Source organism: Algoriphagus jejuensis (assembly GCF_039523455.1).
In the GTDB taxonomy this organism is placed as follows: domain Bacteria; phylum Bacteroidota; class Bacteroidia; order Cytophagales; family Cyclobacteriaceae; genus Algoriphagus; species Algoriphagus jejuensis.
Genome location: NZ_BAAAFI010000002.1, coordinates 436,292 through 451,707, shown reverse-complemented (window position 1 = coordinate 451,707; position 15,416 = coordinate 436,292). Strand labels below are relative to the sequence as shown.

General features: G+C 46.5%; 13 protein-coding genes. 8 read left to right on the top strand and 5 right to left on the bottom strand.

What is annotated here, in order from left to right; all coding sequences use genetic code 11:
* The first annotated feature begins 1 nt into the window (after window position 1).
* Entirely contained in the window at window positions 2–847 is an 846-nt protein-coding gene (locus ABD031_RS02935) for a prolyl oligopeptidase family serine peptidase (protein WP_343848305.1), read from the top strand.
* Window positions 848–883: 36 nt separating this feature from the next.
* On the opposite strand, the gene ABD031_RS02930 is transcribed toward ABD031_RS02935, so the two are convergent.
* Window positions 884–1,117, bottom strand: coding sequence for a hypothetical protein (locus tag ABD031_RS02930; RefSeq protein WP_343848304.1), 234 nt, complete (start codon window positions 1,115–1,117; stop codon window positions 884–886).
* Window positions 1,092–1,694, bottom strand: coding sequence for an RNA polymerase sigma factor (locus ABD031_RS02925; protein ID WP_343848303.1), 603 nt, complete (start codon window positions 1,692–1,694; stop codon window positions 1,092–1,094). The genes ABD031_RS02930 and ABD031_RS02925 overlap by 26 nt, the downstream gene beginning before the upstream one ends.
* 346 nt (window positions 1,695–2,040) lie before the next feature.
* Between ABD031_RS02925 and ABD031_RS02920 the strand changes: the two genes are divergently transcribed.
* Entirely contained in the window at window positions 2,041–2,385 is a 345-nt protein-coding gene (locus tag ABD031_RS02920) for a DUF3127 domain-containing protein (protein ID WP_343848302.1), read from the top strand.
* 38 nt (window positions 2,386–2,423) lie between these two features.
* Entirely contained in the window at window positions 2,424–2,879 is a 456-nt protein-coding gene (locus ABD031_RS02915; RefSeq protein WP_343848301.1) for a hypothetical protein, read from the top strand.
* A gap of 42 nt (window positions 2,880–2,921) precedes the next feature.
* On the opposite strand, the gene ABD031_RS02910 is transcribed toward ABD031_RS02915, so the two are convergent.
* The 3 genes from ABD031_RS02910 to ABD031_RS02900 form a co-directional block, all read right to left on the bottom strand.
* Window positions 2,922–4,493, bottom strand: a complete 1,572-nt coding sequence (locus ABD031_RS02910) for an Rne/Rng family ribonuclease (RefSeq protein ID WP_343848300.1) — start codon at window positions 4,491–4,493, stop codon at window positions 2,922–2,924.
* A gap of 184 nt (window positions 4,494–4,677) precedes the next feature.
* Window positions 4,678–5,505, bottom strand: coding sequence for a tetratricopeptide repeat protein (locus ABD031_RS02905; protein WP_343848299.1), 828 nt, complete (start codon window positions 5,503–5,505; stop codon window positions 4,678–4,680).
* A gap of 17 nt (window positions 5,506–5,522) precedes the next feature.
* Complete coding sequence (locus ABD031_RS02900; RefSeq protein ID WP_091696410.1) at window positions 5,523–5,831, bottom strand: HU family DNA-binding protein; 309 nt, start codon at window positions 5,829–5,831, stop codon at window positions 5,523–5,525.
* Between the two features lie 145 nt (window positions 5,832–5,976).
* On the opposite strand from ABD031_RS02900, the gene mutY reads away from it, so the two are divergent.
* From mutY to ABD031_RS02875, 5 genes are all read left to right on the top strand, one after another.
* Window positions 5,977–7,032, top strand: a complete 1,056-nt coding sequence (gene mutY / locus ABD031_RS02895; protein WP_343848298.1) for an A/G-specific adenine glycosylase — start codon at window positions 5,977–5,979, stop codon at window positions 7,030–7,032.
* 45 nt (window positions 7,033–7,077) lie between these two features.
* Window positions 7,078–7,542 carry a single-stranded DNA-binding protein gene (locus ABD031_RS02890; protein WP_343848297.1) on the top strand — a complete coding sequence of 155 codons (465 nt, stop codon included), beginning with the start codon at window positions 7,078–7,080 and terminating at the stop codon, window positions 7,540–7,542.
* A gap of 73 nt (window positions 7,543–7,615) precedes the next feature.
* Complete coding sequence (gldE, locus tag ABD031_RS02885; RefSeq protein ID WP_343848296.1) at window positions 7,616–8,965, top strand: gliding motility-associated protein GldE; 1,350 nt, start codon at window positions 7,616–7,618, stop codon at window positions 8,963–8,965.
* Between the two features lie 394 nt (window positions 8,966–9,359).
* Window positions 9,360–13,850 carry a glutamate synthase large subunit gene (gene gltB / locus ABD031_RS02880; RefSeq protein WP_343848295.1) on the top strand — a complete coding sequence of 1,497 codons (4,491 nt, stop codon included), beginning with the start codon at window positions 9,360–9,362 and terminating at the stop codon, window positions 13,848–13,850.
* A gap of 1 nt (window position 13,851) precedes the next feature.
* Complete coding sequence (locus ABD031_RS02875) at window positions 13,852–15,324, top strand: glutamate synthase subunit beta (protein WP_343848294.1); 1,473 nt, start codon at window positions 13,852–13,854, stop codon at window positions 15,322–15,324.
* Window positions 15,325–15,416 lie beyond the last annotated feature (92 nt).

The following is a 15,416-nucleotide window of genomic DNA, read 5'->3' as shown; positions in this document are numbered from 1 at the left end:
CATGAAGCTTTCGCCAATCAGCTATCTCTTCCTATTTGCATCGTTGATTCTTTTTTCGTGCGGCGAGGACTCTGAACCCAAAATCCTCGCCCCGCTGCAAATTCTAGATCAATCCTATGGGACTCATCTCCAGCAAAATATGGATGTCTACCTGCCTGCGGGAAGATCGCCGGAAAAAACACCGCTGCTTATATACCTACACGGAGGGGGGTGGATAGATGGAGACAAGAGTGAGTTTCTACAATTCAAACCTTTGATAGAGCAGGAATTTCCGCACTACGCTTTTATATCCCTGAACTATCGCCTTTTTGATTTTGTGAGTGAAAGCAATGGGATCGTAGAGCAGGAGCAGGATGTTATAGCTGCATTTGACTATATCGAAAGCCAACTGGCCGACTGGAACATTTCTGATGAAATGGTCATCTCTGGAGCAAGTGCGGGTGGGCATTTGGCGCTGCTACATGCTTACAAAAACAATTCTTCTGACCTGAAAGCCGCTGTAGCGTTTTTCCCTCCTACCGACTTGGCATCACTCTATGGCTTCAACAATTTGACATCCATTGGACTCGCGGCCTTGCTGGGAGGTACACCTGAGACGAAGCCGTCGGCTTATCACGACACCAGCCCTATCAACTTTGTTGATGCGCTGGATGTACCTACTATCTTTTTCCATGGAGATCTGGATCAGGTCGTTCCGATCAGTCAAAGCCACCTGCTGAAAAATGAACTTCAATCCGAAAATGTTCGACATCAATTCACTTCAGTGCCTGGACAGGGTCATGGGTTTACGGCAGCAGCCTACACCGAATCACTCCGTCAGGCGAAAAATTTTATCGGTGAATTTTAAAAAAAACCCTGACACTTGTCAGGGTTACCAATACGTTCAGACTCTTTGGAGTCCCGTAGAATGGGCCATTTCCTTAATGGCTTTTACTACTTTATCCGAAGGCTGCAGGCGAACCTGATCCAATTGCTCTATTGTGCTCAGCATCTCCACGTATTCTTGCATCAGTGAGTCATCGCTCTGCAAGGCTTGCATCAAGAGTTCTTGTTCTACTTCCGGCATTTCCTGGTAGATATATCGTACCAAGTCATTTGGGGTAAATGGTTTTATCATAGGCAAAATTTATTTTTTTCATTTTCTTTCTCAGATGAATCAGCGCATACCGCATTCTGCCTAGCGCTGTATTGATACTTACTCCTGTCTGATCGGCGATCTCCTGAAAGCTCAAATCCAGGTAGTGCCGCATGACCAAGACCTCTTTTTGAGTCTCAGGAAGCTCTTCGATCAGCTTTTTTACCATTTCCAAAGTCTCTTCTTTTACCCGCTGTTCTTCTGCAGAAGACTCCGCAAAGGAGAGTGAATTAAACAGATTGGACCCATCTTCCATCAAAATCGTCGGATAGCGCTTGGCTTTGCGAAAATGATCGATGGCCAGATTATGGGCAATCCGCATCAGCCACGGCTGAAATTTCCCCTCCTCGTTGTATTTGTCCGAATGGATCGTCTGAACGACTTTGACAAAGACATCCTGGAGCAAGTCCTCGGCTATATCCTGATCCTTGACGATCAGGTAAATTGTGGTAAAAACTTTACTTTGGTAGCGGTCTACCAAGAGATCAAAGGCGGCTTCACTGCCATTACGATACTGAGCTATCAACTCACTGTCCTGCGGACCTATTCGCTTACTCATTTTAAGTTGGTTTATAAACAACGTAAAGGTCTAGGCCATAGTATCTGTTAAATGTGAACGAAATGAAAATTTTGAATCTACCAGTAAATGCAGGCAGCGGGATTCAATCTAAGGTGTTTTTAGAGTATTTGTCAAGTGCCTGACAAAATTCGAAAGGAAGTTTGGAAAAGGATTTTTTTTCAAACTTTTATTGCATCGAAATTCTCTTGCTGCACTCTTCTGCGCCAATGCTATGCCAAAAAATGTTAATCTCGGAGAAAAACCCAACTCTTTTCCGAGCCCAAACATCCTGAAAAATTCGAGTCATTCGTTACCTTCGTAATCTTATCAAGTAAATATAAATACAATGGATTTAAGCGGAAAAGTAATCAATCAACTCCCAGAAGTAGGTGGAAATTCTAAAAGTGGCAACGCTTGGAGAAAGCAGGAATATATTCTTGAAACAGGTGGACAGTATCCTAAAAAAGTCTGCTTTTCAATCTGGGGGGACAAAATTGACCAGTTTGGCATCAAGGTGGGTGAACAGGTCACTTTGGGGATTGACGTGGAAAGCCGCGAATACAATGGCCGATGGTACACTGAGGTGAAGGCCTTCAAAGTAGACCGCGCTCAGGGTGGCGGTAACGCTGCAAAAATGCCTGAGGTGGATACCTTCTATTCAGAAAGTGAAGAAGACAAACTTCCTTTCTAACCAACGAAACCTTCCAGTTTTTTAAACTACGCGCTTCAATGTGGGATGATTTTGACGAAGATGAGGATTGGGACGAAGAGAGTGAATTTGACCCAAAAGCACAGCGGGATCAAATTTACTCCCACCCTCTCATGAAAAAAGCAAACGAGATCCTATCGCTCACTCGTGCACTGGTAGGGAGCTTGGACGAAGCCCGAAAAGAACTTTATGGAGGAATAATGATGGAGGACGCCATGATGCTGAGTGCCAAATTTTCCAGTGCTGAAGGCGTCAGCGACTATATCCTGAAGATGGAGAATGCGACCATTATGAAAGTCCACGCACGCAATCTCCACGCCATGACCTACCAACTTGGCATGGAAGAAACCCACGCAGAGGAGCATCTCAATTTGGTAAGAGAGGCTATAGGAGAATATAAAACGCTATTTGTGGATTGGGTAAAAGCCTTTGATCCCAATGATCGCATGGATGACGGCTGGGGGCTTTTTGTATAACACGATATTTTCTTGTCAATACGAAGCAAAAAAAAGCGAGACTTACTCAGTCTCGCTTTTTACTTGTAGTTCGATTTCTTCACCAGATTCATCTAGGAATCTGTATTCCGTCACGGGTAGGGAAGAATCTCTGATCAGTTTTATCCATTTGTAATATTTGAAAAACCACCTCATCCGCTGGCTAATCAGGCCTTGGGTGAAGTAAGCATGCAGATATGGATGCAAGCCAATTTGTATTTTCGCCACATTCTGAATCGTGGCAATGTGCTGGAGGTCATGCTCCAGCTTGTCGGCGACTAGGATCGAAGCCTGGATTTTGCCAGTACCGTTGCACGATGGGCAGGTCTCTTTGGTCACAATGTTGACTTCAGGCCTTACCCGCTGCCGGGTGATCTGCATAAGCCCAAATTTGCTTAGCGGCAACACGGTGTGCTTGGATCGGTCAGTCTTCATCTCCTGCATCATCACTTCGTAGATCGCCTTTTTATTCTCGGCCTTCTTCATATCGATGAAGTCTACGACGATGATGCCCCCCATATCCCGGAGGCGGAGTTGTCTGGCGATTTCTTTCGCAGCGACCATATTGGTTTTAAGTGCTGTTGATTCTTGGTCGCTTTCTTGATTGGACTTGTTGCCACTGTTGACGTCAATGACGTGCAGGGCTTCGGTATGTTCGATGATGACATAGCCGCCCTGAGGTAAGCTTACCGTCTGTCCAAACAAGCTTTTGATTTGCTTTTCGATTCCAAAGCCTTCAAACAACTTAGCTTTACCGTTGTAAAGCTTGACAATTTTTTCTTTTTCAGGGGCTATTGACCTGATGTAGGATCTGATCTGATCGTAAGTGGATTCTTCTTCTACGGTGATTGCGTCGAATGATTCGTTGAGCAGGTCTCTGATAAGTGAGGAGGCCATGCTCATCTCTCCGATGATTTTGTCCCGGCTTTTGGCTTTCAGCAATTTTTTCATCCCGCCTTCCCATGAGTCGAGAAGGTTTCGAAGGTCTTTGTCAAGTTCCGTCACGGACTGTCCTTCGGCCACTGTGCGGATGATTACTCCGAAGTTGGCGGGTTTGATCGAATTGATGAGTCTGAGAAGCCTTTTGCGTTCTTCGTTACTTCGAATCTTCTTGGACACATTGACTGTATCGGAGAAGGGTACCAGCACTAGATAACGTCCGGGCAGAGAGAGCTCGCAGGATAGTCGGGGGCCTTTGGTTGAAATGGGTTCTTTGACGACCTGTACCAACACTTGGTTGGTCTTGGACAGGACTTTCTCGATCTTGCCGATCTTGTCTATCTCAGGTTCGTTTTCGAAGCCTTTCAGCAGATAATTCTGATAGTTGTTGTTGCGCACCATCTTGGTGAACTTCAACATGGAGTTGACATTTGGGCCAAGGTCCTGGTAATGGAGAAAGGCGTCTTTCTCATAACCCACATCAATGAACGCAGCATTGAGTCCATTGACGATCTTGCGGACCGTGCCCAGATAGATGTCACCTACCTTAAACTGATTGTCCATTCCTTCGGAATGGAGCTCAAGCAGTTGTTTATCTTGCAGCAGGGCAATCCGACTTCCGTTTTGAGCAGAATCGATTAACAATTCCGTACTCAAAATTTCGTCTTATAATATGTAAATGAACGTTTGTTGTTTAAAAACAGGAAAAGAAGAAGTGAATTACTTCTTCTTATGTCTATTTTTTCTAAGTCTCTTCTTACGCTTGTGCGTAGCGATCTTATGTCTCTTTCTTTTCTTACCGCAAGGCATAGTTTTTAGAATTTAAGTGTGTACTGATAATTTATAGCTTGTCGAGGTAGGTCTGAACACTCTCCAAGATCATAGGATCCTGGGTGATTTTCTTCACTTCCTCAAACTGCGCTTTCGCTTTGTTTTTCTCTTTCGATTCGTAATAGCTTACCGCCAGGTAAAACTGCCCCTGAAGATTGTCTGGATGGTACTTGACCAACTCTTCAAATCGTTCGGCCGCACGCTTATATTGTCCTGACTGCATGGAGAGTACTCCCATGTTAAACAGCCCGTCCTCATTCTGTGGATCTGCTTCGAGAATTTCCCGCATCATCGTGATCCCCTGCATTGGATTGGCCGAAGATACATAAGTCATCGCCACTTTGGTTTTCAAATCCAACCGGTTTGGATCTTTTTCCAAAACCTCATTCAGGTAGGTCCTTGTCTTTTCCGCCATATTTTCAACTTTGGTCTTATCCAAAGCGAAGGTGTAAGCTTCATAATAGGCCTTACCCACTTCCTCTATCAACTCCAGATCTGTTGAATTCATTGCGACAGCTTCCTCCAGGGTGTAGGCGGCGCTGTCAAACATTCCTTCGTTCTGATAGATTGCTGCCAATGATCCGGCAGCTGCCCGTATTTCAGAAGGAGCCTTGGCCGAAGCCAATGTTGCTTTCAACTCATCCGCTTGTGAGCGATTGGCAGAAGTAAGCTCACTCTCATGCATTCCGGCCACCTCAGTTGGCGAAGATTCCTGTGCACTGGTATCTTCGACCGATGTGGTGCCTGCCTCGTTGTCCACTACGACCTTTGGAAGGGCATAGAGTCCTGCGACGGTGCAAAGTCCAGCAAAGATGAGAATGAGCTGTGATTTTTTCATGTCAATTTGCCTCAGACTTAGTCCTGAGGGGCAAGTTCCTTGATCTTCTTGCTGTTTTTGATTTTCTCTACAAACACCTTGGAGGGCTTAAATGCCGGAATGTAGTGCTCGTCGATTACGATTGCTGTATTTTTGGAGATGTTACGTGCAATTTTCTTAGCTCTCTTCTTATTGATGAAGCTACCGAATCCTCTCACATAGATGTTGTCTCCTTCAGACATTGAGTCCTTCACTACCTTGAAGAACGCCTCAATTGCTTGTGTTACATCATCCTTCTGGATTCCTGTCTTGTCTGAAATCTTGGTGATTACTTCTGCTTTAGTCACAGTGTTTTTAATTTAGATATTACGAAATAAGCTTAACAACCTATTAACCAAGTGTTTTTGGGACTGCAAATGTACGATATGCAAGTCAATTAAAAAACAAAATCAAAAAAATTCCCTTGGTTTGCACTCGAAATATTTTTCCTCAATGGATCTTAAAACTTCTGATTATCAAGCGTTTTCCTCCTATATAATTTCCTGGTACCGGGCAAATCCCCGTGATTTACCTTGGAGAAACACCCGCGATCCGTACAAAATCTGGCTTTCAGAAATCATCCTTCAGCAGACCCGTGTTGCTCAGGGGTTACCCTACTATTATGCTTTCTCGGAGGCTTATCCCACCGTCAAAGAGCTAGCTCTGGCACCGGAGGCAGAAGTTCTTCGGCTCTGGCAGGGATTGGGGTATTACAGTCGTGCCAGGAATCTGCACGCCTGCGCCAAACACATTTGGTTTGACATGGCGGGTTTGTTCCCTAATACCTATGAAGACCTCCTAGTCTTAAAAGGTGTCGGAAGCTACACTGCTGCGGCGATTTCCAGTTTTGCTTTTGATGAGGTCAGGGCTGTAGTGGACGGCAACGTCTACCGGGTTTTGGCGAGATACTTCGGGATCGGGACGGATATCGCGTCTGGCAAGGCCAAGAGAGAATTTGAAACGCTTGCGAATGAACTCATCCCAAAGGACAACCCCAGCGAATTCAATCAGTCCATGATGGACTTTGGGGCAAGGCAATGCACTCCCAAGAATCCAAACTGCGGAAATTGTCCTCTCCAATTGTCTTGTTTCGCTTTTCAGAAAGACCTCGTAAAAGAACTCCCCGTCAAGATTAATAAGGTAGAGGTAAAAGAAAGAGATCTCCACTACTATGTGATCCGCTGCGGGGAAGACTGGGTTTGGAAAAAGCGCACTGCAGGCGACATTTGGGAAGGGCTCCACGATTTTCCCAACGCGGCGAATTCTTCCGCCGGTCTTGAAAGCATTTTCGAAGCCCATCCCCAGCCTTTCCCTAAAAAATACCGACACATTCTGTCACACCAGAAACTCAACGCAAGTTTTTCCGAACTAAAAATCCCCCTTGCAAAATATCCAGAACTTGCTGAGTGGTGTGAAAACGAGGGATATATGCTGGTAGCCGAGAGCGAAATTGAATATTTGGCTAAGCCCAAATTAATCGTCAACTTTTTGAACGATCAGGGGATTTAGGTAGATTCAATCTTTCGTATTTTTTCAATCCAAACAAATACAACTATGGCAGGAGTAAACAAAGTAATATTGGTAGGAAACCTCGGTGCAGATCCTGAGGTAAAGTATCTCGAGGGAGACAAAGCGGTAGCGAAACTCAGACTGGCCACGACCGAATCCTATAAAGACCGAAATGGAAACAGGATAGACCAAACTGAATGGCATGATCTGGAAATGTGGGACGGTCAAGCGAAAATTGCCGAGCAATATCTGAAAAAAGGGTCTCAGCTCTATGTAGAGGGCAAAATCAAAACTGATACCTGGCAGGATGATCAAGGCCAAAACAAGTATCGTACGAAAATCCGCGTCCTCAGCTTCACCATGCTGGGAGGAAAACCAGACGGTGCCAGCGGAGGCCCGGCGCCAAGCAACTCAACAGCCTCAGTCTCCAAACCGTCAGCAACTTCAAGCTCCGCAAACAGCGGTCCCGATATTATATTGGATGAGGCCGACGATGATCTACCTTTTTGATTGATATCCGATTCCCCTGAAATTGATTTTCAGGGGAATTGCCTATTTTTGCCCCAACCAGCATTTCGCCTACATGGACGACCCCTCCCCGAGTTACTACCTGATTGCACAAATCGTTGAGCCTTCATTTAGTTATTTCCTTTTCAACGGACTTCTCTTAGTCCTTCTTCTGATTGGGTCTGCACTTGCCTCTGGGTCTGAGGTCGCATTTTTCTCACTGAATAACGAAGAGATCGCTTCCCTGCAGGAATCCGACCCCAAACGGGGCAGACAGGTTGCCAATCTCCTTGCCAACCCAAAAAAACTACTCAGCACGATCCTGATCCTGAACAATCTGATCAATATTGGGATTGTCACGCTGACCACATTTGTGTCTTGGACGATCTTTGGGATGAACGCGACCGCATTGATGGTCATTCTCATCCAATCGGTAGGAGTCACAGTAGCCTTGGTGTTCTTTGGTGAAATCGTCCCAAAAGTATACGCAAACCAGGCAAGAGTCCCATTTGCGCTATCACTTGCCTCTACGCTTTCGTTCTTCTCTGTTCTCCTCAAGCCGGTATCCTGGTTTCTGATGTCCTTTAGTCACTTGATAGAGAAGCGCGTAGAACAAAAAGGGTACTCGCCATCAGTCGGCGAACTAAACCAAGCGCTTGATCTAACGACCGAGGACACTCCCGAGGAGGAAAAGGGAATCCTGAGGGGTATCGTGAATTTTGGAACACTGTCGGTAAAACAGGTGATGCGGAGTAGGCTTGAAATTACCGCTGTGGATGTGGACATGGATTTTCACGAACTGATGGACAAGATCAACAAAAGCGGCTATTCCCGAATTCCCGTATTCGAAGAGACGATTGATAACATCCTCGGCGTATTGTATATCAAGGATTTACTTCCTCACATCGAGAAGGATGAAACCTTCGAGTGGAAGGAGATGATCAGGAAAAGCTTCTACGTCCCCGAAACCAAGAAAGCCGATGCACTGTTAAAGGACTTTCAGAAAATGCGCGTACATATCGCCATTGTGGTGGATGAGTATGGGGGCACTTCCGGTTTAGTGACCTTGGAGGACTTGATCGAGGAAATCATCGGAGAGATCAACGACGAATTTGACGACACAGAGGGCATATTCTTCCAAGAATTGGACAATGACACCTATATATTCGAGGGCAAGGTATCTCTGAACGACTTTTGCAAGAAACTGGATCTCGATCCTCAGCTTTTTGAAGAAGTGAAAGGTGAAAGTGAATCTCTCGGGGGGCTGCTTTTGGAATTGAATTCAAAGCTTCCCAAAAGTGGCACGAAGATTCAGTTCAAGAATTTCGAATTTACGGTACTGGCCGTGGACACCCGGAAAATCAAAAAGGTCAAAGTTCAGTTCTTCAACGGTGAAAAAGACGGTTCGAGTCATTTTTCCGACTAAAATCAAAATTTATAATATTTTTAAAAAGCCCTATTTTTCAATATATTATTCTGTTTTTAGAGAATTGGTACTCCAAGTGAACTATTCCTGTTTTTTTTGTGAAATAAAAGAAGCCAAAAAAAAATCCCTTTTTTTTTAAAAATCCTGTTTTCAGAATTTTCACGTTTTTTTTCTAATTCTAAGCCATTTTTTTGACCCAAAACTTACTCATCGGCTTAATTTGAACCAATAAATTCAACATTTCGATCCAAAAACCAATTTGGATAAAATTCCAATAAAGCCTATTTTTATCATTGATACTTCATTATTACACCTAGTTTTTTGCAGTAATTTTAACAAAAGATTTTTTTTTTGTACTTTTTGGAAATTTTGAACCTATTTAAATCAAATAAGAATGCAAGAAGGTTTGTATCGATCGGAGTTTGAGCATGACTCCTGCGGTATAGGTGCTGTAGTGGATCTGAGCAACATACCAACTCACGAGACTATCAGCGATGCCTTATACATGCTTAGCAATATGGAGCATCGCGGTGGACGGGGATCAGACCCCAAATCCGGAGACGGTGCCGGTATTTCTATTCAGGTTCCGCATCAATTCCTCAGGGATGTCACCGCGCGAACGGAAATCAATCTGCCAGAGCCGGGGTATTACGGCGTGGGCATGACCTTTTTCCCAAAGAATAAACAGCTCTACCAACGATCCAAAGAATTGCTCAATCAATTGATTGAGGAGATGGGCTTTAACTTAATCGGTTACCGCGCGGTTCCCGTGGACGAGACTGTTCCTGGTTCCGGTGCTTTGGAAGTCATGCCAAATATCGAGCAGCTGTTTGTGAGCCATAAGGAAGGTCTTACAGGAATTGAGCTGGAGAGAAAGCTGTATGTGCTAAGAAACTATGCCACCTCCCAGATCAACGACAACATCCCAGGTGTAAACCATTCCTTTTACTTTGCAAGTCTGAGCGGTCTGACACTTGTTTACAAGGGGCAACTCAGGACTGACCAGGTGCTCCCTTTTTATAAGGACCTCCAAAACCCGAGAATCGAATCAGCATTGGCCATTGTACACTCGAGATTCTCGACCAATACTTTTCCCAATTGGAGACTGGCACAGCCTTTCAGATTTCTTTCGCATAATGGGGAGATCAATACGATCCGTGGGAACTTGACCAAAATGAAATCCAAAGAGGCGCTCATGAAATCGAAGTTCTTCACAGAAGAAGAGCTCGCTAAGCTGATGCCTATTACCAATAAGCTCAATTCGGATTCTGCAAACCTTGATTCGATGGTAGAATTGCTGACCCTCAGTGGCAGATCTCTACCCCATGCGATGATGATGCTTGTACCGGAAGCTTGGCAGGATAACCAAGTCATGGATCGCGAACGAAAAGCCTTCTATAAATTCCACGCTTCTCTGGTAGAGCCGTGGGACGGCCCCGCAGCTTTGCTATTCACAGACGGAAAATCTGTGGGTGCTACCTTAGATAGAAATGGACTCCGTCCGCTCCGGTATTTCATAACCAGAGACAATCGACTCGTGCTTTCCTCCGAAGCGGGTGCATTGCCAATCCGGGAAGCTACGATTACGGAGAAAGGCCGAATCAGCCCTGGACGTATGATTTGGGCCGATTTGGAAAAAGGCCGGGTACTTTTCGACGAAGAGGTAAAAGGTGAAATCTGCCGTCGTCAGCCCTACGAGAAATGGGTAAACGAAAACCGCACTAAGTTGCGATTTGTCCCAGATCCCGAGGAACTGGCGCATCCATACGCCACAGAAAATATTAAAAAATGCCAGACAGTCTTTGGATACACTTCCGAAGAATTGAAGGTGATTTTGGCGCCGATGGGCGATACAGGGTATGAGGCCATCGGTTCCATGGGAGCCGATACGCCGCTTGCAGTGCTCTCCAAGCAGAGTCAGCACATCTCCAACTACTTTAAGCAGCTGTTTGCTCAGGTAAGTAATCCCCCAATCGACCCCATCCGGGAGCGCTTGGTCATGTCACTGTTCACTCGAATAGGAGAAAGCCATAACATATTAGAAGAAAGCGCTGAACACACTAAACAAATACACATTTCCCAACCTGTCCTTCTCAATGAAGACCTCGAGAAGGTTACTAGAATGGAGCACCTAGGATACCGTTCCATAAGGTTATATGGGCATTTTGTGGCTGATCATAGACCCGGCAGATTGCTGGAAGCATTGGACAAGCTCTGTCAGGAGGCAGAAGATGCTATCCATGAGGGGAAAAATGTATTGATCCTTTCAGACAGAAAGAGCACAGAGGAGATGGCGCCAATACCTTCCCTTCTGGCAATTGGTGCCGTTCACCAGCATTTGGTAAGAAAGAAAATTAGAACCAGAGCAGGAATTGTCCTTGAATCTGCGGATATCCGTGAGGTTCACCATTTTGCGACGGCGATAGGTTATGGGGTATCCGCTATCAATCCTTATCTCGCTTTGGAATCCCTGGTCGAGATGTTTGAGAGCGGCCAGTTGCAGAAGGTCAAGGATCAAAAAACGCTCTTCGAAAACTACCAGGAAGCAATCGGAAAAGGCCTCTTGAAAGTCCTTTCCAAAATGGGAATCTCGACGCTGCAGTCGTATCAGGGCGCACAAATCTTCGAAGCACTCGGCCTCGGCCCGGATGTAATTGATCGTTGCTTCCAAGGGACGATCTCCAGAATAAGCGGCGTTTCCTTTGACGAGCTTGCTGAAGAAGTTTTGGTACGCCACCAAACGGCCTACGAAACTAACAGTGCAGTGTTGGAAACCGGAGGCGTCTATCAATGGAAAAGGAGAGGGGAAAAACACATGTTCAACCCTGAAACCATCCACTTGCTTCAAAAGTCTACCCGTTTGGGGGACTACGAACTATATAAAAAATTCGCCACCAAGATTAACGAGCAAACCAAGGATGCACTTACTCTCAGAGGTCTTTTCGAATTCAAGAAAAGAATCAGTGTGCCTATTGAGGAAGTAGAGCCCGCAGAGTTGATTATGAAGCGTTTTGCCACGGGAGCGATGTCCTTTGGCTCAATTTCCCACGAGGCACACAGCACCTTGGCAATCGCCATGAACCGCATCGGAGCCAAAAGCAACTCTGGAGAAGGTGGAGAGGACGAGTCTCGTTATGAGAAAAAATCAAACGGAGATTGGGAACGCTCTGCGATCAAGCAGGTGGCTTCGGGCCGATTTGGTGTGACCAGCTACTATCTGGCCAATGCCGCTGAACTTCAGATCAAGATGGCTCAAGGTGCCAAGCCCGGTGAAGGCGGACAATTGCCGGGACACAAAGTGGATGAATGGATCGGTCGGGTAAGACACTCTACCCCCGGAGTAGGACTCATTTCGCCTCCGCCTCACCACGATATCTACTCCATTGAAGATTTAGCTCAGCTGATCTACGATCTGAAAAATGCCAACAGAAAAGCCAGAATCAACGTGAAGTTGGTATCTCAGGCTGGAGTCGGAACCGTGGCCGCAGGCGTGGCAAAGGCATCTGCAGATGTCATCCTGATTGCAGGTGCGGACGGCGGAACAGGCGCGTCTCCCTTGAGCTCAGTCCGCCACGCAGGTTTGCCGTGGGAGCTTGGCCTGTCCGAGGCGCACCAGACTTTGGTGAAGAATAACCTCAGAAGCCGCGTTGTCCTGCAGACGGACGGACAACTAAGAACCGGACGTGACCTTGCCATTGCCACTCTGCTGGGCGCAGAGGAGTGGGGCATCGCGACTGGAGCATTGGTGGTCGAGGGCTGTATCATGATGCGAAAGTGTCACCTCAACACCTGTCCTGTCGGCATTGCTACCCAAGATCCTGAGCTTCGAAAACTATTCACCGGAGATCCGGATCATGTGGTAAACTATTTCAAGTTCCTCGTGCAGGATCTCAGAGAGATCATGGCCTCACTCGGCTTCCGCACGATCGACGAGATGGTGGGTCAAAGCCAAGTGCTCCAATCTACTGGACATCTCAATCACTGGAAATGGGATAAAGTCGATCTTTCCCCCATCTTCCATAAAGTTGAAGTACCGGATCACGTGGGTGTCCACAAGCAGATTGATCAGGAGTTTGAGTTGAAAAAAGTACTGGATCGTCAGCTGATCAAAGTAGCTACTCCGGCGCTGGAGCAGGCAATTCCTGTGACTGGCAATTTCCAGATCAAAAATATCGACCGATCCGTGGGAGCCATGCTCTCTAACGAAATTTCGAAAATCTATGGCGGAGTCGGTTTGCCAGAAGACACTGTCCATTTCAAATTCAACGGTTCCGCAGGACAGACATTTGGAGGATTCTTGGCCAAAGGGGTGAATTTCGAACTCGAAGGCGAAGCGAATGACTATTTTGGAAAGGGACTTTCCGGAGGAAAACTCATCGTGTACCCTAGCAGAAATGCCCGTTTTGTACCCGAGGAAAACATCATCATCGGCAACGTTGCCTTCTATGGTGCAACTTCCGGCGAAGCCTATATCAATGGTAAAGGCGGGGAGCGTTTCTGCGTCAGAAACTCCGGTGTAAAAACCGTAATCGAAGGAATCGGAGATCACGGCTGTGAGTACATGACCGGCGGGCTGGTGATCAACCTGGGCGAAATCGGCAGAAACTTCGCTGCGGGTATGAGTGGTGGTCTTGCTTATATTCTGAAGGACTATATCACAGAAATCAATACTGAGATGGTGGATCTTGATATCCTCGAAGAGGAGGACTATTCCACCATCAAAGCTTACCTCAAGCGCCATGTCAAACTGACCAATAGCGGTCTGGGGCAGCGATTCCTAGAGGACTGGGACACTTCCAAAGAGAAGTTTATCAAGGTAATCCCGAGAGACTACAAAGCAGTATTGCAAAAAAGAGCACAAGAACAAGCTAAATCATTGGTGTAAGATGGGAGCGAAAGAAGGATTTATCCAATTCAAAAGAGAAACCCCTGTAAGCCGCGATCCAAAAGAGCGGATTGGCGACTACAGAGAAATATACGAGCCGTTTTCTGGCGAAAAACTGAACAATCAGGCTGCACGGTGCATGGATTGCGGCGTGCCGTTTTGCCACAACGGCTGTCCGCTGGGCAATGTAATCCCGGACTTCAACGATGCGGTCTATAACAAGGACTGGGGTCAGGCGATCAGCATCTTGCGGGGCACCAACAACTTCCCGGAATTTACCGGTCGAATCTGTCCGGCACCTTGCGAGGCAAGCTGCGTGCTGGGTATCAACAAAGATCCCGTGGCGATCGAGCTGATCGAAAAAAGCATCGCGGAGAAAGCCTATGAACTAGGCCTGATCAAAGCCAACCCTCCGGCAAGCCGAACAGGGAAGAAGGTGGCTATCATTGGATCTGGTCCCGCCGGACTTGCAGCCGCAGATCAGCTGAATCAAGCTGGTCATGAAGTCACACTCTTCGAAAAAGACTCCAAAGTTGGTGGTCTTCTACGCTATGGTATCCCGGATTTCAAACTCGAAAAATGGGTCATTGATCGCCGAGTAGACCTCATGGTCGAAGAGGGGGTGATTCTTGCGACCGACACAGAAATTGGCGCGACAATCCAGGCAGATGAAATCCTGAAAAGTTTCGACGCAGTCGTACTTTCTACCGGAGCTCAACAACCCCGAGGCTTGAATATCAAAGGAAGTGAGAGTAGAGGCGTTCATTTTGCCATGGAGTTTCTTGGCAAGCAAAATCAGGTGACGAGTAGCGAAATAGGAGAAAACCCGATTTCGGCAAAAGACAAACACGTGATTGTGATTGGCGGTGGTGATACAGGAAGCGATTGTATCGGCACGTCTAACCGACACGGTGCAGCCTCCATCACCCAGCTCGAGCTTTTACCAAAGCCTCCAAAGCAGCGAAATGTATTGAATCCTTGGCCAGAATGGCCAATGACCTTGAGAACTTCGAGTTCTCATGATGAAGGTGCGGATCGTATGTTTTCGATTCTGACCAAAGAATTCACTGCGAATGAAGCCGGAGCAGTCACTGGACTGACGCTGGTAGATATCGAGTGGAAAGAGAAAGGCGGCCGGATGACTTTCGAGGAAGTTGCCGGAACTGAACGGACGGTGCCTTGTGACCTGGCCTTCATTGCGATCGGCTACATGGGTCCTGCTCAAAATGGTCTGTTGCAGGCCTTTGGCGCTGAGACTATGGAAAATAGTCTTCCAAAATCAAAGAACTACCAAAGCACAAACCCTAAGGTATTTTTAGCTGGGGATATGCGACGAGGTCAATCACTGGTCGTTTGGGCGATTTCTGAAGGCAGAGAGACTGCTGTCAAAGTGGATGAATACCTGATGGGTTCATCATCACTTCCTCAGAAAGACGAGTCCTTCTTCCAGGTTGAAGAGCATATCGTGGGATAATGTCAAGGCTATCCCCTTTGGGTTTGCCCTGATGTCCGATAGTACCCTGTTTAGTTGACCTACCTACGATATAGAAAGCCACCCAAAAGGTG